The sequence below is a fragment of the Kitasatospora sp. NPDC096140 genome (genome assembly GCF_040303045.1).
Lineage (GTDB): Bacteria > Actinomycetota > Actinomycetes > Streptomycetales > Streptomycetaceae > Kitasatospora.
Window position 1 is genome coordinate 292,642 of the sequence record NZ_JBEOUW010000003.1, and the last position, 23,463, is coordinate 316,104.

A 23,463-nucleotide genomic window follows, 5' to 3' on the forward strand; every position below is an offset into this window, starting at 1 on the left:
CTGGGGGCCGACTGCGCCCGGACGGGCCGGTCGCCTCCCGTACGCGCCGGGTCCGGTCCGGCGCCGACCCTCCTCCGAGGCGGTGCGTCGCATGGTTCGTTCGCTCCTCGTCATCCCCCTACTGGCCGCCGCGCTCGGCGGGATCTGGCTCGCCCGCGGGGCCCTCCAGCGCTGGCGCGACCTGCGGGCCGCCGAGACCTACGAGCTGGCCGGCGACCGGTGGCCGATGCTGGTGCGGGCGGGCGGCGCGATGGTCTGCGGGGTGTGCGTCACCGGATTGACGCTGCTCACCGCGCTCGGCGCCTTCGGCGGCCTCGGTCGCGGCGACCGGCAACCGGACCGGTCGGAGCCCGTCGTGGACACGGCGGGCGCGGACGCGGGGGCAGCGGGCGGTGCGGCCGTCCGGCAGCAGGCGGTGCCCCCCGCGGCCACCGAGTCGGCCGCTGCCGCCCCCGGCACGGCCGCCACCACGGCCCCCGCGGTGGTCAGCCGCTTCGACAGTGTCGGCCACCCGGGCGGCGGCGAGCTGCTCCAGTCCGCCGTGCTCGGCCCCGACGGGCGTCCGCGCAACGTCCGGGTCTGGCTGCCGCCGCAGTACGCCAAGGAGCCCAACGCGCGCTTCCCGGTCGTGGTGATGCACGCGGCCGCGCCGCGCAAGACCGCCGACGCCGAGGTGCCCGACGTCTTCGAGGGCATCGGCTCGGCGCTGCAGACCGGCAAGTCCCGTCCGTTCATCCTGGTCGCCCCCGAGGCGCCCAACGGCACCGCCCACCCCTGCGAGCTGGTCGCCGCCGCCCCGGCCGCCGTCGCCGACGACGCGGCGCTGCGCACGACCATCGCGGCCTCCTTCCGCACCCTGCCGCCCGGCCCGGCCTCCTGGGGTGCCCTCGGCGTCGAGGGCGGCGCGCCGTGCGCGGCCGCCGCCGGGCTGGCCCGCCCCGACCTGTACGGCGCGGCCGCCGCGGTCTCCGGCCGGTACGACGCCGCCGCGCTCACCCAGACCGGCGCCGAGGCCCCGACCGGCAGCGCGGCCAAGCTGCTGCTGGCCGCCGCCAAGGCCGACGCCGCCGGGCTGGACGCGGCCCGCAAGCTCCAGGCGTCGCTCAAGGCGGGCCCCGGTCCGGCAGCCAAGGCCGAGGTGCGGATCTCGGACAACGTGCAGGACTTCACGCCCGACCGGGAGCGGCTGCGGCTGGTCCGGCAGGCGGCGCAGTTCCTGGCCGAGGCGCTGGCCAAGTCGTCCTGAGGGAGCGCCGAGCGGGCGTTACGCTGCCCGGTACCCCGGGGTGGGTGCCGGGCAGCGGCGCATCCCCCCGGGTTCCCCGCGTCCCCCAGCCCTCCCGTCTCCCTGTTCTCCCGTCCTCCTGTCTGTCTTCGTGTCATCACGTCATCGCGTCATCGCGTTTTCGTTCCTTCGACCCCTTCTGAGGAGAGCAACCGGATGAGGGCCTTCGGGCGGGTTCGGGTACCGGCCGCCGCGGTGCGGCTGTCGGCCGCGGCGGTGGCCGTCGGGCTGCTGGCGGGCGGGTGCAGTTCGGGCCCGTCCGGGGTGCCGGGGGCGGCCTCGTCCGACTCGGCCCGCCCCGGTGGGTCCTCCGCCCCGGGCCCCGGCACGTCGGGGGCCACGCCGCTGGAGCCGCTGCCCGCCGACGTCCCGGCCGGGCTCGCGCCGTACTACGCGCAGCGGCCGGCCTGGCAGTCGTGCGACGGCGGGTTCGAGTGCACGACGTTCCGGGTGCCGCTGGACTACGACCACCCGGGGGACGGCGACCTCACCCTCGCTGCCGCCCGCTCGGTGGCCGACCCCGCCGCGGCCGGGGCGGTCGCCGACGCCGGCGCGATTCCCGGCGCCGGCGCCCACGACCCGCGGCTCGGGTCGCTGCTGCTCAACCCGGGCGGGCCCGGCGGCTCGGCGGTCGAGTACCTGGAGGCCACCGCCCGGACGTTCGACAGTGGGGTGCGCGCCCGGTACGACCTGGTCGGCCTCGACCCGCGCGGGGTGGGCCGCAGCAGCCCCGTCACCTGCCTCAGCGGCGACCGGATGGACGCCTTCACCGCCGTCGACCTGACCCCCGGCGACCAGCGCGGGATCGACGCACTGGTCGCCGCCGACAAGGAGTTCGCCGAGGGCTGCCGGAAGCAGGCCGGTCCGGCACTCGGCCACCTCAGCACCGTCGAGGCCGCCCGGGACATGGACGTGCTGCGCGCCCTGCTCGGCGACGAGAAGCTCAACTTCGTCGGCAAGTCCTACGGCACCTTCCTCGGCGCCACCTACGCCGGGCTCTTCCCGAGCCGGGCCGGCCGGCTGGTGCTGGACGGCGCGATGGACCCGGCGCTCGACTCGGTCACCGGCAACCGCACCCAGGCCGGTGGCTTCGAGACGGCCTGGGCCGCCTTCGCCAAGGACTGCGCCAAGCGCGAGGACTGCCCGCTCGGGCGTACCGAGCAGCAGGCCGGCGAGCGGCTCACCGCCCTGTTCGCGGCCGTCCGGACCGCCGCGCTGCCCACCACCGACAACGGGCGGCGGCTCACCGAGGCCCAGGCGACCACGGGCGTCATCGAGGCGATGTACGCCGACTTCCTCTGGCCCAAGCTGCGCGCGGCCCTCGCCGACGCCGCGGCGGGCGACGGCACCGGGCTGCTGAAGCTCTCCGACGCCTACTACGGGCGCGAGGCGGACGGCTCGTACCCCAACCTGATGTTCGCCAACACCGCGGTGAACTGCCTGGACCTGCCCGCCCCGTTCAGCGGGCCGGAGGACGTCCAGCGGGCGGTGCCGGACTTCGAGCAGACCTCGCCGCACTTCGGGCGGGACATGGCCTGGATGGCGCTGACCTGCGCGTACTGGCCGGTCCGGGCCACCGGCGCGGCGCACACCATCCGGGCGGCGGGCGCCGCCCCGATCGTCGTCGTCGGCACCACCCGCGACCCGGCCACCCCGTACGCCTGGGCCCAGTCCCTGGCCGGACAGCTGGAGTCCGGCCGCCTGCTCACCTTCGACGGGGACGGCCACACCGCCTACGGCCGGCACAGCGCCTGCGTGGACGGCGCGGTGAACCGCTTCCTGCTCACCGGAGAGGCCCCTGAGCAGGGCAAGCGCTGCGACCGGTAGAGGCGGGGGCGCCGGGCGGCCGGCAGGTAGTTTTCGTTTCAATCGATTACCGGTGCGACGTTACGATGAGCGCCCCCCTCTGCCGCCCTTCCCCCACAGGAGCGCATCGTGCTCGGAGTCGACAACCTGGCGACGTACGTCCTCGGCGCCCTCGTCATCGTCCTGCTGCCCGGCCCCAACTCCCTGTACGTGCTGTCCGTCGCCGCCCGCAAGGGCATCCGGACCGGCTACCGGGCCGCAGCCGGAGTCTTCGTCGGCGACCTCACCCTGATCAGCCTCACCTCGATCGGCGCGGCCTCCCTGCTGAAGGCCAACCCGGCCGTCTTCGCGGTGGTCAAGTTCGGCGGCGCCGCCTACCTGCTCTGGATCGGCTACGGCATGCTCCGCGCCGCCCGTCAGCTCTGGCGCGAACGCCGGGCCGCGGCCGACCCCGCCACCGAGACGGCCCCCGAGTCCGCCGAGAACCCCTTCCGCCGCGCCCTGGTGGTCAGCCTCCTCAACCCCAAGGCCATCCTCTTCCTGCTCTCCTTCTTCACCCAGTTCGTCGACCCCTCCTACAGCCGGCCCGCCCTCTCCTTCGTCCTCCTCGGCGGCATCCTGCAGACCTTCAGCGTCCTCTACCTCTCCCTGCTGATCTTCGCCGGCACCACCCTCGCCACCGCCTTCCGCCGCCGCAAGCGCCTCTCCGCCACCCTCACCAGCGGCGTCGCCGTCCTCTTCGCCGGCTTCGCCGCCAAGCTCGCCGTCTCCTCCGCCTGACCCACCCCCCTGGTATCCGAGTACGGATCACCCGCGAACCTGTGTAGACTGGCCCGCGTTGCCGCCACACACGGCAACGGTGCCGCCTTAGCTCAGTTGGCCAGAGCAACGCACTCGTAATGCGTAGGTCGCGGGTTCGAATCCCGCAGGCGGCTCAGTGAAGGCCCAGGTCACGTAGCCCGTGACCTGGGCCTTTTGTCGTTCGTGGGCGCGCTCGGGCAATTGGGTGGTGATGCGTCGGCTGCGAAAAGTGCCCGGGGGGTGCCCGGGTGTGCCGTGATCATGAATCGGGCGAGGGTGCTTGCCGGCGCCCCGCTGATGGCGCCGCCTGCGACCCTGCTCTTGACCTGGACGACCGACCATGGGGCTCCGTTGAGGCCGACCACGTCGAAGTCCGCTGTTCGGGGACCCCGGCCGGGGTTGATCGGGGTGGGGCCCAGGCCGGGGGTCGTCCGGCCTGGGCCTTTTGCGTCCGCGGGCGGGGGAGTGGGCCGGTGGGGGTGTGGGCGGGCGGACGGATGGGTGGGTCAGGCGGCGATGGCGAGGATGTGGGGGTGGGCCAGGGTTCGGTAGGCGGCGGTGCACAGGGCGATCGAGCGGTCGAGTCGTGCTGCGTTGAAGTAGAGGTGGCTGTGGGTCAAGAGGTCGTGGTCCACGAGGAGTTCGAGGTCGGGGTGGAACGAGAAGGGGATGATCGAGCCGCTCGTGCAGCCGCTCAGTCGTTCGGCGGTGGTGCGGTCCGCGAAGCCGACCCGGTCGGATCCCAGGGCGTGGCCGACGGCGTCCAGGTCGACCCGGCGGTCGCCCGGCACCACGGCGAGCGCGTAGCGGCCGCCGCCGTCCTGCTTGGTTCGCTTGGCTCGGAGGACGATGGACTTGGCGGCCTGTGCCAGTGGGTGGCCGCGTAGTTCGCTGGCGAGGGCGGTGTTCCCCTCCGGCTCGTGGCAGATCGTGCGGTAGGCGGCGGGGTTGGTCGCCAGGAGGCCCAACAGTCTTCTGTAGGTGGAGAGTTCGGCGGGGTCGGAGCAGCCGGAGGAGTCGGAGCAGCCGGAGGAGTCGGAGGAGTCGGTGATCCCGGTCGGGCGTCCGCCGGTGTCCTGGCTCGTGCTGGACAGGGCAGGGGTCATGGGTGCGTCCTCACAGACGGGCATCGGGGCGTGGCGCGGCCCGTCGCCCTGCCTGCGCAGCACGACGGGCCGTCGTTCTGGGCCTTGCCTGGTGCTGTGGTGCGGTTGACGGTCCTGGGCGCGCGCGGCCCTGGCCCACCGTGTGCCGGGAGGATCGCTTCGGCGAGGGGCGGGCCTGCCAGGGCGCTCGGGTGTTCGGCGCCTCCGGGACCGGGCCATCGTACTCCGGCGCTCCGGCCCCCGGCCGGGCCCAATCTGCCGGTTGACCGGCAGCTTTGTGGACCCGGGCGGGTGCGAGGTCTCCCTGTTGCCGGAGGCGACGGGCACCTGTCCGGATGGGTGCGCTCGCGCCCGCCCGGCGGCTCAGCGGGTGGCGTGGCGTATCGCGTCCACCGCGAGCACGCCCAGCGCCAGTGCGGCGGCGAGGCCGGCGACGGCTGCGGGTGCCGGGGCGCGATCCCCGGAGACGCCGAGGAAGTCCAGCCCGCCGACGCGGTTGATCATTCCGTACCAGAGCAGCGGGTAGACGGCCTGGAACAGCCGGGGGCCGCGGGTGACGGTGCCGCAGAGCATGGCCAGGGCGGGGATCAGCAGTGCGCCGGCCAGGGCGCCCGCGGCGGCGCGGGGCTCCCCGGCGCCGAACAGCCGGACGACCGATCCGGCCACCACCGCGAGTGCCGGGACGATCCCGGCGAGCAGGGCGGCCAGCCCCCGGCGGAGCGGGGACGGGCAGGCGCCGAGCAGTTCGGCGGTGCTGCCGCCGTCCGCCCGGTGGCCCATCCGGGACCAGAGCAGCACCGGCCAGAGCATCGCGAACGGCAGCACCGCGTGGCTCGGCCCGTCCGGTGCGACGCTCAGTGCCGCCGCGGCGATGACGGCGGCCCCGGCCCACCACCATTGCTGACCCTGCACCAGGATTCGCAGCTCGCCGGTGAACGCGGCGGCCACCGTGCGGCCCTGGCGGGCCGGGGTCAGCCGGGCCGGATCCAGGGCGAAGGCGGCCGCTCCGGGCTCCGGTGCCGTGCCGGCCCGTTCGCCGTCCCGCGCCGCGCTGCGGCCCCATCCGCCCGGACGCACCCCCGTCGCACCCGGGCGGAGCCCCGTCGGGGCCGGGCGGGCCTCCGGCCCGTCGAAGCGCCGGAACCACAGCGCCCCGAGCAGCGCGAGCCCGAGCGCCGCCGCGATCAGCAGCAGCCCCGTCGCGGCCGGCCCGCCCGCCTCGCCCGGCCCCAGACCGGGCCAGTCGAAGGTGCCGAGCACCCGGTTGTCCGCCGTCAGCCCGACCCCGAACTCCACACCGTCGACGGGTCGTCCGCCCGCCGCGAGCACCTCCCGGATCGACGCGGTGATCCGGCGCATGCCCAGCAGGTCCAGCCCGCCGGTGGTCTGCGCGCCCAGGACGAACACCAGCCAGACCGCGAACCAGACCATCGACCCCAGCCCGCCGCGCAGCCCGGGCACGGTGTCGAAGAGCACCGCGCACCCGGCCACCGCCGCCAGCAGCGGCAGCGTGATCAGGACGTACGGCAGCAACAGCCGCACCACGTCCACCCGGTCCGAGTCCCCCTTGAGCAGCTGCACCCCGAGGGCCGTCCCGGCCAGGGCGAGCAGCATCGAGCCGAAGAGCAGCAGGTTGCTTCCGAACTTGCCCGCCAGGTAGGCGATCCGGCCTGTCGGCGTGGCGGCGAGCAGTCGGCCCACTCCGCTCTGCTCGTCCCGGGGGATCGCCCCGCGCGCGATGCCGAAGCCCGCCAGCGAGAGCCAGACCGCGCCGCCGAGCGCGGTCACCGTTCCCACGTAGCCGCTGGTGTAGCGGCCGTGCAGGTCGGTCACCTGGAACACCTCCCACCGGGAGTCGCCGACCGGCGCGGCCAGCAGCCCGAGGGCGAGCGTGCCGAGCAGCACGACCAGGTACCCGGGCCGCCGCCGGCGCTCCCGGAAGTCGGCCAGCGCGAGCGCCCCGACGCGCGTCACCACGCCGCCACCTCCTCGGCCGAGGCCGAGGCTGACGCCGAGGCCGAGGCTGACGCCGCCGCCCCGGCCGGCGCGGCGGTGAGCAGCAGGTACGCGTCCTCCAGCCGGGGCGTGACGGGCTGCGCCTCCGGTGCGGGCCGACCCCCGGACAGCACCCGGACCCGGACGCCCTCCGGGGTGCGGGTGGTGCCGCCGAGCAGGAACCGCGAACGCAGCGACGGGAGCCGGTCGGCGGCGACGGTCAGCTCCCACACCGAGCCCTCCGCGCGGCCCAGGAGCTCCTCCGGAGTGCCGTGGTGCAGCAGCCGGCCGTGCCCCATGACGGCGATCCGGTCCGCGGTGGCGGCGACGTCCGGGACGATGTGGGTGGACAGCACGACGATCCGGTCGGCGCCGAGCGCGCTCAGCAGGCTGCCGAAGCGCAGGCGCTCCTCCGGATCCAGCCCCACCGTCGGCTCGTCCACGATCAGCAGGGCCGGGTCGTTGAGCAGCGCCTGGGCGATGCCGACCCGCTGGCGCATCCCGCCGGACATCGCCCCGAGCCGCTGCCCGGCCGCGCCCGACAGGTTGACCAGGTCGAGCAGTTCGTCGATCCGGGCCTTCGCGGGGCGGCGCCGCATGCCCTTGGCGGCGGCCAGGTACCCGAGGAACTCGCGGGCGGTGAGCTGCGGGTACACGCCGAAGTCCTGCGGGAGGTAGCCGACGGCACGGCGCAGCGGCCCGGGGCGGCGGGCGGTGTCGACGCCCTCCCAGAGCACCCGGCCCGAGGTGGGCCGGGTGACCGTGGCCAGGATGCGCATCAGGCTCGACTTGCCGGCGCCGTTGGCGCCGAGCAGGCCGAGCACGCCGGGCCGTAGCGTCAGCGAGAAGGAGTCCACCGCGCGCTTGCCGCCGCGGTACTCCTTGGTCAGGTCGAGGATCCGGAGTTCGGTCACGACCGGAATGCTTCCGGGCGGGGCCCGTTCGCACATCTGCCGTTCGGCAGAGATGCGCGGGGTTTCCGGGCGGAAACGGCGGGAGGGGTGGGCCTTTCGGCACACCCCTCCCGCCGTTCACACGACTCAGTCCTCGTCGCCGCCGAAGTCGCCGAGGTCGCCCGCGAGGTCGCCGTCCGGGGTGCCGCTGATCACGTACCCCTGCCGGCGCGCCTCGTAGCAGGCCACCGTCGCGGCCGCCGACACGTTCAGCGAGCCGACCCGGCCCAGCTGCGGCACGAACACCACCTGGTCGCAGAGCGCCAGCGCCTCGGGCGTGATCCCGCGGTCCTCGTGCCCGAGCACGAAGGCCACCGCCGGGGTCAGCTCGGCGGCGAACATCGGCACGGCCTCGTCCGCCAGCTCCAGGCCGACCACCTTGAAACCGTCGGCCTTCGCCGCCGCCACCGCCTCGGCGACGGTCGGGAAGTGCTCCACCTTCAGGTACTTGTCGGTGCCCATCGCGGCCTTCTGCGCGCCGGACGAGCGCACCGACGGGGTGTCCCCGGTCAGGTACAGCTTCTCGGCACCCATCGCCGCACCGGTCCGGACCACCGAGCCGACGTTGAACGGCGACTGCAGGTTCTCCAGGATCATCGCGAGCCGGAACGCGTTGCTGCGCCGCCAGGATCGGTGCAGTCGCTTCAGTTCGGTCCCGCGCAGCTGCTTCACGTCGTCGTCCCTCGTCCGCTCTCGGAGCCCTCGCCCGCCTCGGGGCGGGGCCGCACTTCCAGAATCCGGCTCCCGTTGACCGACGTGACCCGGCTGGTCGGGTAGCCCTGCTCGTTCAGCCACTTCTGGAGCGAGTCCGAGCCCAGGTGCTTCTGCACCACCAGGAACGCCGAGCCGTCCGGGGTCAGCCGGCCGAGCCAGTGCGTGAGCAGGCGGCGCAGCGCGGCCTTGCCGATCCGGATCGGCGGGTTGGAGTAGATGGTGGCGAAGCGGACGTCCTCGGGGACGTCGTCGGGCAGGGCGGCGTGGACGTTCCCGAGCCCCAGCGCCTCGGCGTTCAGCCGGACCAGCTCCAGGGCGCGCTCGTTGACGTCCACCGCCCAGACCGGGAGGCGCTTGCGCCGGCTCGCCCAGGTGAGCGCGATCGGACCGTACCCGCAGCCGATGTCCAGGATCGGGCCGCGCACCCGCGGCGCGGGTGCGTGCTCCAGCAGGATCCGGGTGCACGGGTCGAGCCGGCTGCGGGAGAACACCCCGGTGTCGGTGGTCAGTTCCAGGGTGAGGTCCGGCAGGGAGACCGTGATCGGCCGGCGGTCGCTGGCGACCTCGGGTGCACCGGTGAAGTAGTGCGAGCCGGACATGCTTTCCCCGTCGTTCGTATGGGCCTCGGGGCCACCGGGTGGGTGTGGGTAAGCCCTTTGTACGGCACCGATCGTACCCCCGGCGGCCTCGGCGGCGTTCCGGGCGGCCGGGCCGGCAGGCGCTGCGGCGTCGCTGCGGCGGGCCCCGGGGCGGATCGGACGGCGGGCCCTCCGCTCAGGCGGCGCCGGGGAGGTTGCGGGTGGCCACGTTGAGGCGGTTCCAGGCGTTGACGGTGAAGCAGACCGAGATCAGCTGCCCCAGCTCGGCTTCGGCGAAGTGCTCGGCGGCCCGGGCGTACACCGCGTCCGTCACCCCGTCGCCGACCCGCGCGATCGCCTCCGCGAGCGCCAGGGCGGCCCGCTCCCGCTCGCCGTACACCCCGGCCGGGGCCTCCGGCCAGACCGGCAGCAGGTAGATCCGCTCGTCGCTCTCGCCGGCCTTGCGGGCGTCCTTGGTGTGCATGTCCAGGCAGTACGCGCACTTGTTCAGCTGCGAGGTGCGCATCTGGACGAGCTCGACCAGCGCCGGGTCCAGGCCCTCGCGGGCGGCGGCGTCCAGGGCGATCATCGCGCGGAACACCTTCGGGACGGTGCGGGCGTAGTCGAGGCGGGCGGGGGATCCGGTGGTCTCGTTCGTCGTCATGGCCACGACCCTAGGGACGGAGTGCACCCGTCATCAGGGTCATTCGGGCGCATGATCCGCGGGTCAATCAGGGGGTTCGCGCGCCGGGCCCGGGCCGCGTCCGGGCCACGTCCAGGCCACGACCGGGCCGGGCGCCGCGCGGCCTCCGGCAACACGCCGGGGCGGACCGGCGCTTCGCGTCGGGGCGCCGGGCGGCGGATACTTCCAGTACGCCACCCGAGCCCGTGGGAGCCTCCGAACAGTGAGGACGGACGCCATGCCGCAGGATCACGAGGAGTACCTGATCGACGAGACCGTCGAGACCGTCGAGCCGGACGAGGAGGCGCCGCAGGTCGACGAGTACGACGAGGTCGCCGAGCGCCGCGCCCTCGGCGCCGACCCGGCCACCGACGTCGCGGACGCCGCGGAGCAGTCCCGGGTGGTCCAGCTCGACGAGGACGAGTACCGGGAGTAGCCGCCGGGGCGGTGGTCCCCGGGGCGGTGGCCCCCGGGGCCTACAGCGCGCGGCGGCGCTGCAGCCAGGCCATCGCGGCCCACCCCGGGAGCACCGGCAGGATCAGCGTCAGCAGCCGGTACAGCGCCACCGCCGCCAGTGCGCCGCCCTTCTCCATCGACGCGGTCTGCTGCAGCAGCGTGATCAGCGCCCCGTCCACCGCGCCGGCCCCGCCCGGGGTCGGCGCCGCGCTGCCCGCCGCGTTGCCCACCAGGAACACCACCGCGACCGAGGCGAAGGACGGCTCGCGGCCGATCGCCCGGGCGCAGCAGTAGAGGCAGGAGATCAGGCAGATCGACACCAGCAGCTGACCGGTCACGCCCACCGCCAGGCGGGTCGGGCTGCGCAGCAGGTCCAGCAGTCGCGGCAGCACCTCGGTCGTCAGCGGCCGCAGCCGCGCGGCCAGCCACCGCCGGGCCACCGGGATCGCCGACACCACCGCCAGCAGGGCCGCGGCGCCCGCCAGTCCGCCCACCACCGCCGGCAGCGCGTCCAGCTCGGAGCCGCCCGGCTGCAGGTCCAGCAGGTAGACGAAGGCGCCCAGCTGCAGGAGGTGCAGCACGAGCCCGATCATCGTCCCCACGCCGACGCTGGACAGCGCCTGCGCCGTCGGGATGCCCGCCTTCTGCAGCAGCCGGGTGTTCAGCGCCACCCCGCCGACCCCGCCGGGTGACACCAGCTTCACGAACGACCCGGCCACCTGCGCCAGCACCGCGTTGCGGAAGTCCAGGCGCTCCGGCACGAAGCCGACGAAGCCCATCGCCGCCGTGACGTGGCTGGTCGCCGCTGCCGCCAGTGCCAGGAGCAGCCACCACGGATCGGCGTCGGCCAGGGCGGAGACCGGATTGTCCTCCGCCGCGAACAGCTGCGGGATGAGCAGCCACCCGGCCACCACCCCGCCCACGACGGCCAGCAGCGTCCGCGGCCGCAGCCGCTCCAGGCGCACCGGCCGGCCCACCACCTGCGGCCGCGCCCGCAGCACCTCGGCCCGGATCTCCTCCAGCAGCCCACCGGGCACCGGGGCGTGCTCGGCCTGCGTGCCGTCGCTGCCGGAGCCGGCGATCGGGCGGCCGGGGCCGTCGGCCGGGGCGGTGGATGTGGTGGCGGATGTGGCGGTGAGTGTGGCGGTGACGGTCTTCGCACGGTTGCCGGCGCTGGGGCGGGAGCCCGCGTCGGCGGGTGACGGCTCCGGGTGGGCCGGGGCCGGTTCGGCGGGTTTCCCGTGGTGTTTGAGGGCGCGGCGGGTGGTGTGGGTGAGCGCCATGGGTTGGAGGAGGGGGAGGACGGCGTCGATCGGGTCGGGGCCGAGGACGGCGGTGGCGGTGCGGACGGAGCGGGCGGCGCCGGTGCGCAGGGCGAGCGTGGTGAGGAGCTGGGCGACGTCGCAGCGCAGCACGAGTTCGGTGGCGGCGATGTCGCCGTCGGCGAAGTCGACCAGGTGCACCGCGCCCGAGCCGTCCACCAGCAGGGAGGAGGGGACGAGGGCGCGGTGGGCGATCTCGCGGCGCTGGAGGAGGGCGAGCTGGCCCCAGGCGTCGACGAGCAGCTCGTCGGTGATCTCCTCGTCGGCGAGCTGGTCCAGGGTGCGGCCGTCCAGCCGCTCGTACGCGATGAGGGCGGTGTCCTGGCCGAGGCCGGCGGTGGCGGCGATGTCGCGGGTGCGGACGCCGGCCGCCAGGGCCGCGTACGTGACCAGGGCCTCGTGCTCCAGCCCGGTGCGCGGGGAGCGCAGGGCCCGGGGGTCGGGGGCGGTGCGCAGGCGCAGCCGGCGCCAGGCCCGCTGGACGGCGGCGGCGGTGACGGCCTGCCGGTCGAGGAGCTGGACGTCGAGGTCGGGGCGGCCGTCGGTCTGCCGGACCCGGTAGCGGTCGGGCCCGGTCGGCTGGGCCTCGACCGGGCGCAGGCCGCTCTCGCGCAGGGCGCGCAGGATCTCGCCGGGCCGGGGGCAGGGGTCGGGGCTGCCGACCGCGTACAGGGTGCCGTGGGCGCCGGTCCAGCCGATGAGCAGGCCGAGCAGCAGCGCGGTGGGGGTGGCGAAGCCGCAGGCCAGTCCGGCGAGGCCGGAGAGGGCGAGGACGGTCCAGGGCAGGCGGCGTTCGCGGCTGCCGGAGGCGGTCATGAAGGCGAGGACCGGGGCGAGGTAGCCGTAGACCGGCTCGGTGCGCCCGAGGACGTCACCGGGCAGCGGCTGGGTGAGCGCGGTGAGCAGCGAGTGCGGGGCGAGGCTGTCGGCCCACAGGTCCACGCCGAGGGTGGCGCCGTACGCGAGGACGGCGGCGAGCAGTCCGTCGGAGACCTGCTGGAGGGCCCGCCGCCGGTCGGGGCCGAACAGGCGCCGGACGGCGAGGCCGACCGGCAGCAGCAGGACGGCGGCGGTGGTGAGACCGCCGGCCAGGCTCGCCAGCGGTCGCGGCACCAGGCCGGCGGCCTCGGCGACGTCGGCGGCGATGCCGCCGGTGGTGGCGCGGGCGTAGTCGGCGAGCAGCAGGGTCAGCGCGATGGCGAGCAGGCCGCCGAGCAGCCGGATCAGGGCGACGGGTTGCCGCAGCCGACCGGTGGCGGGCATCGTCCGGGCCAGGAACCGGGCCGGTCCGGGCTGCCCGGGTATGCCGTCGGCACCCCTCGCGCCGGTGCCCCTCGCGCCGGCGCCTCTCGGGCCGGTGCCCCTCGCGTCGGTGCCCCTCGCGTCGGCGCCTCTCGGGCCACTGCCCGGAGCGCCACCGCTCGCAGTGCCACCGCCCGCCTTACCGCTGCTCGCAGCGCCACCACCTGCAGCGCCACTGCCCGCAGCCCGGCTGTCCGGCGCCCCCGCGCCGCCGTTGCGCTGCGCAGGCACACCTCCGGTGTCGCCACCGTCGGTGTCGCCGTTCGTTCTCCCCGTCACGATCGCCACGGGTGGCATGCTCCCATGCCACCCGTGGACGCGGAGCGGGGACGCCGGTGGGCCGGTCACGCCTGCCGGGTCGGCAGCACGACCAGGTGGCGCAGGTTGACGTGCCGGGGGCGGCTGACGGTGTACGCGACGAGGTCGGCGATGTCCTCGGCCGCGAGCGCCGGGATGGCGGCGAACATGCCGCCGAGCTGGTCGCGCAGCACCGGGTTGTCGATGTGCCCGCCGAGTTCGGTGTCGGTCAGGCCGGGCTCGACGGCGCTGACCCGGACGTCGAGCGGCCCGAGCTCGCTGCGCAGGGCGGCCGACAGCTGGGTGAGCGCGGCCTTGGTGGCGCCGTACACGGCGTAGTCGGGGAAGACCACGTGCGAGGCGATCGAGGAGACGTTGACCAGGTCGGCGGTGCGGCCCTCGGCGGCGGCCGCGGTGAGGTCGGCGGTGAAGGCACGGACGATCCGCAGCGCGCCGGTGAGGTTGGTGTCGACCATGCGGGTCCACTCGTCGATCCGGCCGTCGGCCAGGGGGTTGGGCAGCATCACCCCGGCGTTGTTGACCACCAGGTCGACCTGCCCGTAGGCGTCGTGGACGGCCTTCGCGGCGGCGTCCACCGAGGCCTGGTCGGTGATGTCGGCGGTGACGGCGAGCGCCTGGCCACCCGCCGCGGCGATCTCGGCGGCGAGGGCGTCCAGCCGCTCGGTGCGGCGGGCGAGCAGGGCGACCCGGGCGCCCTGGGCGGCGAGCGTCCGGGCGGTGGCGGCGCCCATGCCGCTGGCGGCTCCGGTGACGACGGCGGTGCGGGCGGCGAGGGGGGCGGTGAGGGGGGCGAGGCTCATCGGGGGCTCCGGATTCCTGGTGCGGTCGGGCTGACGTCGACCACTCTGCGCGGACCGCGACGGCCGACCCAGGGCCGTGTGCTTCCCGGGTACCGCCGTCCTGGGAACTCCCTTCCGGGGACGGCCTTTCCTGGGAACGGCAGTACCACCCTCGCTCCGCCGCACGCGACTAACCTGCCGGGCATGGAGAACACCTTGGGGGACTTCCTCCGTTCGCGCCGGGCCCGGATCCTGCCCGAGGAGGTCGGCCTGCCCTCGCACGGCCGCCGCCGGGTGCAGGGCCTGCGCCGGGAGGAGGTGGCGCAGCTCGCGGGCGTCAGCGTGGACTACTACGTCCGGCTGGAGCAGGGCCGGGGCGGCAGCGCCTCGGACGCGGTGCTGGACGCGGTGGCCCGGGTGCTGCGCCTGGACGAGGTGGAGACGGCGCACCTGCGCTCGCTCGCCCGACCGCCCAAGGCCCCGGCCGGGACGGCCACCGGCCGGGGACGGGCGCGGCAGCAGGTCCGGCCGGGGACGAGGCTGATGCTGGACCTGATGACCGGGGTGCCGGCCTTCGTCCTGGGCCGCCGGATGGAGGTCCTGGCGTGGAACGCGCTGGGCGAGGCGGTGAACGGTTTCTCCACGCGTCCGGACGGCGGCGCGGACGGCCCGCCCAATCAGGCCCGGCACGCCTTCCTCGACCCGGCGGCCCGGGAGTACTACCGGCAGTGGGACGCGGTCGCCGCGGAGACCGTCTCCTACCTGCGCCGGGACGCCGGACTGCACCCCGACGACCCGGTGCTGAGCGCGCTGGTCGGCGAACTGTCGGTGCGCAGCGAGGAGTTCGGCCGACTCTGGGCGGACCACCTGGTCCGGGAGAAGACCCACGGCGGCAAGCTGGTCCGGCACCCGCTGGTCGGCGACCTGGACTTCGGCTACGAGACCCTGGGCGTCAACGGTTCGCCGGACCAACTGCTGGTCGTCTACACCGCCCCGGTGGGGTCGCCGACCGCGCAGAAGCTGGCCCTGCTGGCGAGTTGGACGGCCCCGGCCGGGACGGCCGACTCGGCCGGCCCCTCCGGGGTGTCGGAGGCGTCCTGAGCGGCCCGTCCCTGAGCGGGCGGAGCGGCCCCGAGCGGCTTAGCCTGCACTCATGAGTGCCTGCGAAGACCTCGCTCTGGCCCCTCAGGACATCGAGCCGCTCCCGCCCGCCGGCGGCTGCGCCGAGTGCCTGGCGCAGGGCCGCAGGGACTGGGTGCACCTGCGGATCTGCCTGGACTGCGGCCACGTCGGGTGCTGCGACTTCTCGCCGCAACGGCACGCCGCCGCGCACTTCCACAACACCTCCCACCCGGTGATCCGCTCGTACGAGCCGGGGGAGGACTGGCGCTGGTGCTTCGTCCACGAGGTCATGGGCTGAGGGAGGCCGTGGGCTGGGGGAGACCGTGGGCCGGGGGAGGCTGTGGGCCGGGGCGGGCCCTCGCACGGGTCGCGGGTTGCGGGCCGCCCCCGGTGGCACGGGCGCGCAAGCCGGATAAAATCCGGACATAGCGACCGCGCGGCCCCTCCGGTCGACAGCCGTCCGGCCGGTGACCGCCGAAGGGAGGCCGACGATGACCAAGCGAGCCCCGGGCAGCACCGCCCAGCTCCGTCAGGGCACCCAGGAACTGCTCGAACGCCGCGGCATGGCGAGCCCACCCACCCGGATCGCGCCGAAACTGCGCACCGGTGCGACGTCTGCGGCCGGCACCGGCTACGGCAGCGGCGACGCGTTCCGCCACGGTGGGCGCGACGCGCCGACCACCGCCGTCCACGCCGCCCCCGCGATGCACGGCGAGCTCAAGGGCCACCGGCACCGCGGCGCGGAGAAGCACTCCGCGCACTGAGCGGCCGCCCGGCGCGCCGTTCCGCCGAGGGGCGGGCGCCGGGCCGTCGGCGCCCGCCCCTGATGTGCGGTCAGGGGCGTTGCGGGGGGCGGCCGGAGCGCGGCGGACCGGACTGTCGGTGCCCTGCGCTAGGTTCGTCCCGTTCAGCACGCACGGCAGGACGACGGGGGCACACCATGGCCGACGTGATCACGGAGGAGCCGGTCGAGCTCCAGCTGGAGCGGTACCGGACCGAACTCACCGGCTACTGCTACCGCATGCTCGGCTCGGTCTTCGAGGCCGAGGACGCGGTGCAGGAGACCATGGTCCGGGCCTGGCGCGGGCACCGGGGCTTCGAGGGCCGGGCGGCGCTGCGCTCCTGGCTGTACCGCATCGCCACCAACGTCTGCCTGGACGCCTTGAACGGCCGCAACGCCAGGGCCCGTCCGATGGACCTGGCGGGCCCGGTCACGGTGGCCGCGGCGCACGGCACGCAGCTGCCCGAGGTGACGTGGATCGGCCCCGCCCCGGACGGCCGGGTGCTGCCCGAGACGGGGGACCCGGCCGAGGTGGCCGCCCAGCGCGAATCGGTGAAGCTGGCCTTCGTGGCCGTGCTGCAGCGGCTCGCGCCCCGGCAGCGCGCGGTGCTGATCCTGCGCGAGGTGCTCGGCTGGAAGGCCGCCGAGGTGGCCGAACTCCTCGGCGTCACGGTGGCCTCGGTCAACAGCGCACTGCAGCGGGCCCGTGCGGTGCTCGCCTCGGACGCCCCGGCCGCCCGGCCCGCCCCCGCGCTGGACGAGGACCACCGCGCGCTGCTGGACCGCTACGTCCGCGCCTTCGAGGCCTACGACATGGACGGTCTGGCCGCGCTGCTGCACGAGGACGTCACGCTCAACATGCCGCCGTTCGCGATGTGGCTGCAGGGGCAGGACGAGATCAGGGCCTGGATGCTGGGCCCCGGGAACGGCTGCCGCGGCTCCCGGCTGCTCCCGGTCACGGCCAACGGCGGGCCGGCCTTCGCCCAGTACCGGCCGAGCCCGGCGGGCGGGCACGAGCCGTGGGCGCTGATCGTGCCGGAGGTGTCAGCGGGCCGGATCACCGGGTTCACCAACTTCCTGGACACCGACGTGCTCTTCCCGCTGTTCGGCCTGCCGCCCCGGCTGGACGCCGAGGAGGGCGACACCGAGTAGTCCGGCGGGGTCGCGTAGTCCGGCCGGGTCGAGCGGATCGGCCGGGTCGAGCGGATCGGCCGCGTCCGGCAGCAGCGCCGCGAGCCCGCTGAAGGCGAGCAGTTCGCGCAGCTGGCCGCTCGCGTTCAGCAGCACCACGCCCACCCCGTGCCGGGCGGCGGCGAGCCTCAGCCTGGCGAGGGCGTCGACGACGGCGAGGTCGGGGGCGCTCAGCGCGCCCAGGTCGCAGGTCAGTACGGTCGCGGCGGGTGTGGGGCCGGGCGTCGTGCCGGGTGTCGTCCCGGTGGCGGTCGTCATGCGGGTTGGACCGGCGTGAGGGCGCCGACTCATCGGTCCGGCCCGAAATCCGGTGGCAGAGTGGGGTCGTCGAACCCATGCGCCCCAGGAGGACCACCGTGACGACAGAGCCCTTGAAGTCCCGCGAGGAATGGCTGGCGTCCCTGCCCAGGATCTACGCGGCGGCGGGCTGCCTGCTGCGCGACGAGTCCGGCCGGGTCCTGATCGTGAAGGCCGGGTACCGCGAGCACTGGCAGTTCCCCGGCGGCACGATCGACCTCGGCGAGGGCCCGGTCGAGTGCGCCGTACGGGAGTTGGAGGAGGAGACCGGGATCGTCGGGGAGGCCGGCGAGCTGCTGGCCATCTCCTGGACCCACCCGTCGGGCGAACTCGACCACCCCGCCGAGCACTTCATGTTCGACTTCGGCACCGTCCCGGACGGCACCCCCGTGACCGTCCCGGCCGGTGAACTGGACGACCACCGCTGGGCCCCGGTCGAGGAGGCGTTGGAGCTGCTCGGCCCCGCCCGCTCGGCCCGGCTGCGGGCGGCCCTGGAGGCGGCCGAGGACGGCCGGGTCCGGATCGTCACCACTAACGTCTCCGGTTTCTGATCCGATCCGGTTTCCGGCCGGATCCGGTTTTCGGGAGGAAGTGCCGCGCCCCGGTCGGGAGTTCCGTCCGGGGCGCGGCGTCGGGTCCTCAGCCCTGCTGCTCGGACTCGGTGTTCCGGGCGGCGACGAGGGCGGCGATGGCCTCCGAGACGAAGGTCTCCGCCTCGGACTTGTCCACGTCGAGCGAGGTGAGGACGTCCTGCCCGTTGTCCTGCTCCAGCAGTGCCAGCAGGACGTGCTCGGTGCCGACGTAGTTGTGGCCGAGCCTGAGCGCCTCGCGGAAGGTCAGCTCCAGCACCTTCTTGCTCCCCGCGTCGAACGGGATCAGTGCGGGCAGCTCGTCGGCGGCGGCCGGCAGGGCGGCGGTGGCCGCCGCCCGCAGGGCCTCGGAGGTGACGCCCTGGGCGGCGAGCGCCTTCATCCCGATGCCCTCGGGCTCGGCGAGCAGGCCGAGCAGCAGGTGGGCCGTGGTGATCTCGGCGTTGGCCGCCTTCCGGGCCTCCTCCTGGGAGGCGACCACGACGCTGCGGGCCCGGGGGGTGAAGCGGCTGAAGCCCTGACTGGGGTCGAGGTCGTTGGGGGTGGCCGGGTCCTTGGGGACGAAGCGCTTCTGGGCGGCCTGCTTGCTGACGCCCATGCTGCGGCCGATGTCGGTCCAGGAGGCGCCGGAGCGGCGGGCCTGGTCGACGAAGTGGCCGATCAGGTGGTCGGCGAGTTCGCCGAGGTGGTCCGCGGCGATGACCGCGTCGGAGAGCTGGTCCAGCGCGTCGGTGTGGACCTGCTTGATCGCCGCGATCAGGTCGTCGAGGCGCAGCGGAGTGGTGTTGGGAACAACGGGATTCTCCATGCGTCAACCGTAGGTTGTCGACCCGGGGGCCGTCAACCATCGGTTGACGACTGTCGTGGAGTTCCCGGCGGCCCGCTCGGTGCGGCGTCCGGCGGCCGTCCTAGGTGGCGGGCAGCAGCCGGCCGCGAGCGGCGGCGATCCGGGCCGGCGTGACGCCCGCGGCGAGCAGGTAGCCGGCCGGGTCGAACCCGTCGAGCGCGGCCTCCAGGGCGGCCTCGGCGGTGGTCCCGGCCTCGGCGAGCACCGCGTCGATCCTGCGGTACGGGTCGGGTAGGCCCAGCATCCCGTACAGCGGGCGGACGTTGGGGGCGCTCTGCAGGTAGTCCTCGGCGATCGCGGCCCGGTCGACCCCGGCCAGGGCGAGCAGCAGCAGGGCGGCGAGGCCGGTGCGGTCACGGCCGGCGCCGCAGTGCACGACCACGCCTCCGGGACGGGCGCCGGCGATCGCGGCGATCAGCGCGGCGGCGGCGTGCGGGCAGTGGTCCAGGTACGGGCGGAGCGCGAGCGGGGTGCCGTCCAGCCGGCCGTGGGCCTCCCACCAGGCGGGGCCGGCGAGCTCGTCCAGCGGGACGCGGACCAGGTCGACGCCGTCGGGGAGCGGGAGGAGCGGCTTGTACTCCTCGGTGTTGCGCAGGTCGATCACGGTGCGGACGCCGTGGTCGAGGAGGGCGTCCCAGCCCTCGGCGGTGAGGCGGTCCAGGTTGTCCGCCCGGACGATCGCGCGGCGGGCGGTGAGCCGGCCGGAGGCGGTGGGCAGCCCGCCCAGGTCGCGGACGTTCAGGCAGCCGTCCCAGACGAGGGTGCGGTCCTCGATGGTGGTCAGCGCGTCCGTCGTCCGGTGCATGGGGCTCCCCGTTTCCTCGCCGGGGGTCCCGTTACCCCCTCGTTATGTAAGGACTCCCGGGAGATCCGGATGGTTCCTGGCCGTTCGAGCGCCCGGAACCGTTTGTTCACGTGCCGGTCGGGGGGGGGTGCTCAGGCGGCGGTCGGGGCCTCGGCCTCGGCGCCGACCAGCTTCTCCATCGGCTCGACGGCGATCCGGCCGAGCATCGAACCGGCCACGATCGCGCCGATCAGGAACACGGTGGACAGCCAGGCCATGGTCGACACCGGCAGGGTGAAGGCGCCGACCACCCGGGCCACGCACTCGGCCAGCAGGGCGGTGCCCCAGATGCCCGAGAACAGGCGCTCGTGGCGGCGGAAGGGCCGCGACGCGGCCGCCCGGCCCTCGGCCAGCCGCTGCCAGGCGGCGGCGCGGTCCCGCTTGCCCTTGGTGACGAAGGGCATCAGCATCGGGCTCATCACCGGCCTGCCGATCAGCGCGGAGACCAGGATCGCGAGCGCCACGGTGCCGCTCAGTCCGCCGTCCTTGGCGATCATCAGCCGGGCGTCGCCGGTGACGAAGGTCAGCGCCAGGCCCGCCAGGTTGACGGTCAGCATCAGCGTGGCCCACAGGTTGAGCTTGCGCTCGCGCAGCAGGCCGACGACGGTGCGGGCGGCCGGGAAGGCGCTGCTCCAGGCCAGTGCGGCGAACTCGCTCAGGCCGCAGGCCGAGTGCAGCAGGTAGTAGCCGGCCAGCGGTGCGGCGACGTCGAGCGCCAGCGGGCGGAGGCCGGAGGCCAGCGGGTTGGGAGCCTTGGCGTGGGCGGCGCCGGCGGTGGCGGCCTGCGCGGGAGCGGCGACGGTGACGGCGGCGGCGCTGACGGTCTGGCTCACGGTGGGTTCCTCCCCGGCTGGTGGCCGCGGGCTGCTGCCCGCGTCGTGCCTCCAGTCTTTCCGTCCGACCCTCCGCCGGAGCAGTGCCGTCCGTTGCGGGATCCGCATGACAGTTGTCATGGCGCCCGCCGTGACACCCCGCCCCACCTGCGGTTTTCCGGCCGACCCTCGGGGGAAGGTCCACTGCTCGTGGCGCCCGGGGCAGGGCGGCGGACGGTGTCGAACCGCTCGTCCCCGGCGGGCAGGGCGGCGGCCGTCGGGTCGGCAGCGGCAGACCGGACCGGGCTGGGGGCGAAGGCGGGCGGCACCCGGCCGGCGGCGGGGAGCGTCGGATCCCGGCAGGCGGATCCCGGTGGGCGGGGCGCGGCGGGCGGACCCCGGCGGGCAGGGCGCTGCGGGCGGGTCGCAGCATGCGGGGGCGCGTGGCCGGACCGGGCTTCCGCCGCCCCGCCCCGGCCGAGGCGGCGGCCCGGACTGATTCGTCCACGGACGGTGCTGGCGGGGCAGGCCTGCGGGGGCTGCGGACGAAGGGCGGCAGCGCGCGGGAGTCCGCCCCCGGGGTGGTCCGGTCCTTCGGTCGAAGCCGACCTGATCGTCCGAATGGCGCATGATGTGGCGGGTGCAGAGTGCAGAGCGCCCCGGAGCGGGCACCGGCAGCCACGTCGGCCGGTCCGGACCAGTACCGACCACCGGCCCACCCCCGGGACCGGTCGCCGCTCCCGTCGATCTGACCGAGGCGGTCCGAGCCGCGCAGGGCGGGGACGAGGAGGCGTTCCGGCTGCTGTTCCGGACCGTCCAGCCCGGCCTGCTGCGCTACCTGCGGGTGCTGGTCGGCGGCCGGCCGGAGGACATGCAGGACGCCGAGGACATCGCCTCGGAGGCCTGGCTGCAGATCGCCCGCGACCTGCGCGGCTTCTCCGGCGACGGGGACGGCTTCCGCGGCTGGGCCGCCACGATCGCCCGCCACCGGGCGCTCGACCACCTGCGCGCCCGCCGCCGCCGTCCGGTCGCCGACCTGCCCTTCGAGTACCTCGTCGAGCTGGCGGCCGGGGACGACACCGCGGGCGCCGCGCTGGCCACGGTCGGCACCGCCGACGCGCTGGCACTGATCTCCCGGCTGCCGCGCGACCAGGCCGAGGCGGTCCTGCTGCGGGTGGTCATGGAGCTGGACGCGGAGAGCGCCGCCCGGGTGCTCGGCAAGCGGGCCGGCAGTGTCCGGATGGCCGCCCACCGGGGGCTGCGCCGGCTGGCCAAGCTGCTGGAGCAGCCCCTCGCGTCCGGCGGCGGGATCCCGGCCGCGCGGCCGGGGGACCGGGACCCGGCCCCCGGCGGGACCGCCGGAGGGGGCGCCGGCAAGGCCTCCGGACAACCCGCGGGGAAACCGCCGAAAAAAATTTCTCCGCAGGGTGTGACAGAACGCCGGGCCGCGACGCTGAAGGACATGAGATGAGCACCAACCGATCCCGTCGGATCGACCGTGATACCGCCGAGCAGCTGCTCGGCGGTGCCGTGGCCGCCCCGTCGGCCGGGCAGGACGCCTCGCTCACCGGACCGGACGGAGGTCCCGGGCAGCTCGCCCGGGTGCTCGCCGCGGCCGCCGCTCCCGCGACGGTCGGCGAACTGGCCGGGGAGGAGGCCGCGCTGGCCGCGTTCCGGGAGGCGAGTCTCACGCCCGCACCCGTAGTGACCCCCGTCCGGAGACGATCGATGGCAACCGCCGCGCTGGCCAGGGCCTTCAGCACGAAGGCCGCTGCCGTCGTGCTCGGCGCCACCGCACTGTGCGGGGTCGCGGTCGCCGCCGGCACCGGCAACCTGTCGTCCGCGCTGGGCGGCGGCCCCGCCGAACCGGAGCACACGCTCGGGGCCCAGGGCGCCTCCGGCAGCTCGCCGGGCGCGTCGGCCGCCGGTTCGCACGGCGGTGCCCCGTTCGCCCCGGGGTCCGGGTCGGCCCGTCCGTCCGGCGGTGCCTCCGCGGGCCCGCAGACGGTCGCCCCGTCCGGCAGCCCGACCCCCGGCACCCCGTCGGCCGAGGGTCGCGGCGACCGTCCCGTCGTCCCGCCCGCGCTGCTCGGCCTGTGCCGGAGCTTCGCCGACCGGACGGCCAAGGGCGAGCGCCAGGCCCGGCTGGTCACCGATCCGGTCTACGGCCCGCTGGTCGCGGCGGCCGGGGGCGCGGACCGGGTGGCGGACTTCTGCGCCGGCGCCGCCGGCGCGGGGGACGACGACCACCAGGGCACCGGCGCGCAGCCGCGCGACCCCGCCGGGACCGGCGCCGCGCCCGGCACCGGCCCCGGCAAGGGCAGCACCGACGGCAAGAACGGCGGGGGCGGCAACGCCAACGGCGGCAGCAACGGTGAGGACACCGGCGGCGTCGTCAAGCCCGGCAAGGGCGGGGTGCCCGTACCGGCCGTGCCCGCCACACCCCTGGTACCCGACGTCCGGGCGAGCAAGCCCGGTCACGCCGACGACCAGAACACCGAGAGGTAACCCCGAGAACTCCGGGTGAGCGGCGAGCGACTCCCCCCGGGCTCGCCGCCCACCCGGATCGCACCACCCGCGGGACGCACCAGCACCCGCGGGACAGCAGGAAGCAGTACCACCCGAAGACCCCGGGTGGCCGGTCGGCTCCCCCGTGCCCACCGTCCACCCGGCCGGCCCCGGCCGGACCGGCAAGGCGTCACCCCGGACGCGCCGCCGGCCCGGCCGGCCCGGAAAACGTGGGGGCCGCCCACCCCCAGTCAGGGCGGGGCGCCCCCCCCCCCCGGGGGGGGGGGGGGGCGCGGGGCGGGGGCCCCCCCCCCCCCCCCCCCCCCCCCCCCCGGGGGGGGGCGGGGGGGGGGGGGGGGGGCGCGGGGGCCCGG

General features: G+C 75.6%; 23 protein-coding genes and 1 tRNA gene. 12 read left to right on the top strand and 12 right to left on the bottom strand.

Annotated features, from left to right (window positions below):
- Positions 1-91: 91 nt before the first annotated feature.
- From ABT048_RS04590 to ABT048_RS04605, 4 genes are all read left to right on the top strand, one after another.
- Positions 92-1,246, top strand: a complete 1,155-nt coding sequence (locus ABT048_RS04590) for a hypothetical protein (protein ID WP_350519828.1) — start codon at positions 92-94, stop codon at positions 1,244-1,246.
- A 195-nt stretch (positions 1,247-1,441) separates the two neighbouring features.
- On the top strand, positions 1,442-3,112 hold the full coding sequence (locus tag ABT048_RS04595; RefSeq protein ID WP_350519829.1) for an alpha/beta hydrolase: 1,671 nt from the start codon (positions 1,442-1,444) through the stop codon (positions 3,110-3,112).
- A 108-nt stretch (positions 3,113-3,220) separates the two neighbouring features.
- Complete coding sequence (gene leuE, locus ABT048_RS04600) at positions 3,221-3,871, top strand: leucine efflux protein LeuE (protein ID WP_350519830.1); 651 nt, start codon at positions 3,221-3,223, stop codon at positions 3,869-3,871.
- 81 nt (positions 3,872-3,952) lie between these two features.
- Positions 3,953-4,026 (top strand) — tRNA-Thr (locus tag ABT048_RS04605).
- 372 nt (positions 4,027-4,398) lie between these two features.
- Here ABT048_RS04605 and ABT048_RS04610 read toward each other — a convergent pair.
- The 6 genes from ABT048_RS04610 to ABT048_RS04635 form a co-directional block, all read right to left on the bottom strand.
- The gene (locus tag ABT048_RS04610; protein WP_350519831.1) at positions 4,399-4,998 is read right to left on the bottom strand and encodes a YbaK/EbsC family protein; all 600 of its coding nucleotides are present in this window, start codon (positions 4,996-4,998) and stop codon (positions 4,399-4,401) included.
- 363 nt (positions 4,999-5,361) lie between these two features.
- On the bottom strand, positions 5,362-6,975 hold the full coding sequence (locus ABT048_RS04615) for an ABC transporter permease (RefSeq protein ID WP_350519832.1): 1,614 nt from the start codon (positions 6,973-6,975) through the stop codon (positions 5,362-5,364).
- Positions 6,969-7,907, bottom strand: coding sequence for an ABC transporter ATP-binding protein (locus tag ABT048_RS04620; protein WP_502893968.1), 939 nt, complete (start codon positions 7,905-7,907; stop codon positions 6,969-6,971). Before ABT048_RS04620 ends, ABT048_RS04615 begins: the two co-directional genes overlap by 7 nt.
- A gap of 126 nt (positions 7,908-8,033) precedes the next feature.
- Positions 8,034-8,618 (bottom strand): TrmH family RNA methyltransferase, encoded by a 585-nt coding sequence (locus ABT048_RS04625; protein WP_350519834.1) that lies wholly within the window; start codon positions 8,616-8,618, stop codon positions 8,034-8,036.
- On the bottom strand, positions 8,615-9,259 hold the full coding sequence (locus ABT048_RS04630; protein WP_350519835.1) for a class I SAM-dependent methyltransferase: 645 nt from the start codon (positions 9,257-9,259) through the stop codon (positions 8,615-8,617). Before ABT048_RS04630 ends, ABT048_RS04625 begins: the two co-directional genes overlap by 4 nt.
- A 175-nt stretch (positions 9,260-9,434) precedes the next feature.
- Positions 9,435-9,902 carry a carboxymuconolactone decarboxylase family protein gene (locus ABT048_RS04635; RefSeq protein ID WP_350519836.1) on the bottom strand — a complete coding sequence of 156 codons (468 nt, stop codon included), beginning with the start codon at positions 9,900-9,902 and terminating at the stop codon, positions 9,435-9,437.
- Between the two features lie 256 nt (positions 9,903-10,158).
- On the opposite strand from ABT048_RS04635, the gene ABT048_RS04640 reads away from it, so the two are divergent.
- Positions 10,159-10,356: a hypothetical protein gene (locus tag ABT048_RS04640; RefSeq protein WP_350519837.1), complete on the top strand. Its 198-nt coding sequence runs from the start codon at positions 10,159-10,161 to the stop codon at positions 10,354-10,356.
- A 40-nt stretch (positions 10,357-10,396) separates the two neighbouring features.
- On the opposite strand, the gene ABT048_RS04645 is transcribed toward ABT048_RS04640, so the two are convergent.
- Together ABT048_RS04645 and ABT048_RS04650 are read right to left on the bottom strand one after the other, a co-directional pair.
- The gene (locus ABT048_RS04645) at positions 10,397-12,961 is read right to left on the bottom strand and encodes a lysylphosphatidylglycerol synthase transmembrane domain-containing protein (protein WP_350519838.1); all 2,565 of its coding nucleotides are present in this window, start codon (positions 12,959-12,961) and stop codon (positions 10,397-10,399) included.
- Between the two features lie 383 nt (positions 12,962-13,344).
- Complete coding sequence (locus ABT048_RS04650; RefSeq protein WP_350519839.1) at positions 13,345-14,118, bottom strand: SDR family oxidoreductase; 774 nt, start codon at positions 14,116-14,118, stop codon at positions 13,345-13,347.
- Between the two features lie 183 nt (positions 14,119-14,301).
- Here ABT048_RS04650 and ABT048_RS04655 point away from each other — a divergent pair, with 183 nt between their 5' ends.
- From ABT048_RS04655 to ABT048_RS04670, 4 genes are all read left to right on the top strand, one after another.
- Entirely contained in the window at positions 14,302-15,198 is an 897-nt protein-coding gene (locus ABT048_RS04655) for a helix-turn-helix transcriptional regulator (RefSeq protein WP_350519840.1), read from the top strand.
- A 52-nt stretch (positions 15,199-15,250) separates the two neighbouring features.
- A complete protein-coding gene (locus ABT048_RS04660; RefSeq protein ID WP_350519841.1) occupies positions 15,251-15,517 on the top strand; it encodes a UBP-type zinc finger domain-containing protein in 267 nt (88 codons plus the stop codon).
- Positions 15,518-15,710: 193 nt separating this feature from the next.
- Positions 15,711-15,983, top strand: a complete 273-nt coding sequence (locus ABT048_RS04665) for a hypothetical protein (protein ID WP_350519842.1) — start codon at positions 15,711-15,713, stop codon at positions 15,981-15,983.
- Positions 15,984-16,159: 176 nt separating this feature from the next.
- Positions 16,160-17,152 carry a sigma-70 family RNA polymerase sigma factor gene (locus ABT048_RS04670; protein ID WP_350519843.1) on the top strand — a complete coding sequence of 331 codons (993 nt, stop codon included), beginning with the start codon at positions 16,160-16,162 and terminating at the stop codon, positions 17,150-17,152.
- On the opposite strand, the gene ABT048_RS04675 is transcribed toward ABT048_RS04670, so the two are convergent.
- On the bottom strand, positions 17,045-17,449 hold the full coding sequence (locus tag ABT048_RS04675) for an STAS domain-containing protein (protein ID WP_350519844.1): 405 nt from the start codon (positions 17,447-17,449) through the stop codon (positions 17,045-17,047). The genes ABT048_RS04670 and ABT048_RS04675 overlap by 108 nt on opposite strands.
- Positions 17,450-17,547: 98 nt before the next feature.
- Here ABT048_RS04675 and ABT048_RS04680 point away from each other — a divergent pair, with 98 nt between their 5' ends.
- The gene (locus ABT048_RS04680; RefSeq protein ID WP_350519845.1) at positions 17,548-18,039 is read left to right on the top strand and encodes an NUDIX domain-containing protein; all 492 of its coding nucleotides are present in this window, start codon (positions 17,548-17,550) and stop codon (positions 18,037-18,039) included.
- Between the two features lie 88 nt (positions 18,040-18,127).
- Here the strand turns inward: ABT048_RS04680 and ABT048_RS04685 are convergent, their stop codons facing one another.
- The 3 genes from ABT048_RS04685 to ABT048_RS04695 all read right to left on the bottom strand — a co-directional run bounded on the left by ABT048_RS04685 (position 18,128) and on the right by ABT048_RS04695 (position 20,602).
- Positions 18,128-18,886 carry a Clp protease N-terminal domain-containing protein gene (locus tag ABT048_RS04685; RefSeq protein WP_350519846.1) on the bottom strand — a complete coding sequence of 253 codons (759 nt, stop codon included), beginning with the start codon at positions 18,884-18,886 and terminating at the stop codon, positions 18,128-18,130.
- Positions 18,887-18,986: 100 nt separating this feature from the next.
- Positions 18,987-19,730: a tyrosine-protein phosphatase gene (locus tag ABT048_RS04690; RefSeq protein WP_350519847.1), complete on the bottom strand. Its 744-nt coding sequence runs from the start codon at positions 19,728-19,730 to the stop codon at positions 18,987-18,989.
- 131 nt (positions 19,731-19,861) lie between these two features.
- The gene (locus ABT048_RS04695; protein ID WP_350519848.1) at positions 19,862-20,602 is read right to left on the bottom strand and encodes a VC0807 family protein; all 741 of its coding nucleotides are present in this window, start codon (positions 20,600-20,602) and stop codon (positions 19,862-19,864) included.
- Positions 20,603-21,212: 610 nt separating this feature from the next.
- On the opposite strand from ABT048_RS04695, the gene ABT048_RS04700 reads away from it, so the two are divergent.
- Both ABT048_RS04700 and ABT048_RS04705 read left to right on the top strand, forming a co-directional pair.
- The gene (locus ABT048_RS04700) at positions 21,213-22,052 is read left to right on the top strand and encodes an RNA polymerase sigma factor (protein ID WP_350519856.1); all 840 of its coding nucleotides are present in this window, start codon (positions 21,213-21,215) and stop codon (positions 22,050-22,052) included.
- Positions 22,049-23,089, top strand: a complete 1,041-nt coding sequence (locus ABT048_RS04705) for a TrbL/VirB6 family protein (protein WP_350519849.1) — start codon at positions 22,049-22,051, stop codon at positions 23,087-23,089. The genes ABT048_RS04700 and ABT048_RS04705 overlap by 4 nt, the downstream gene beginning before the upstream one ends.
- Positions 23,090-23,463 lie beyond the last annotated feature (374 nt).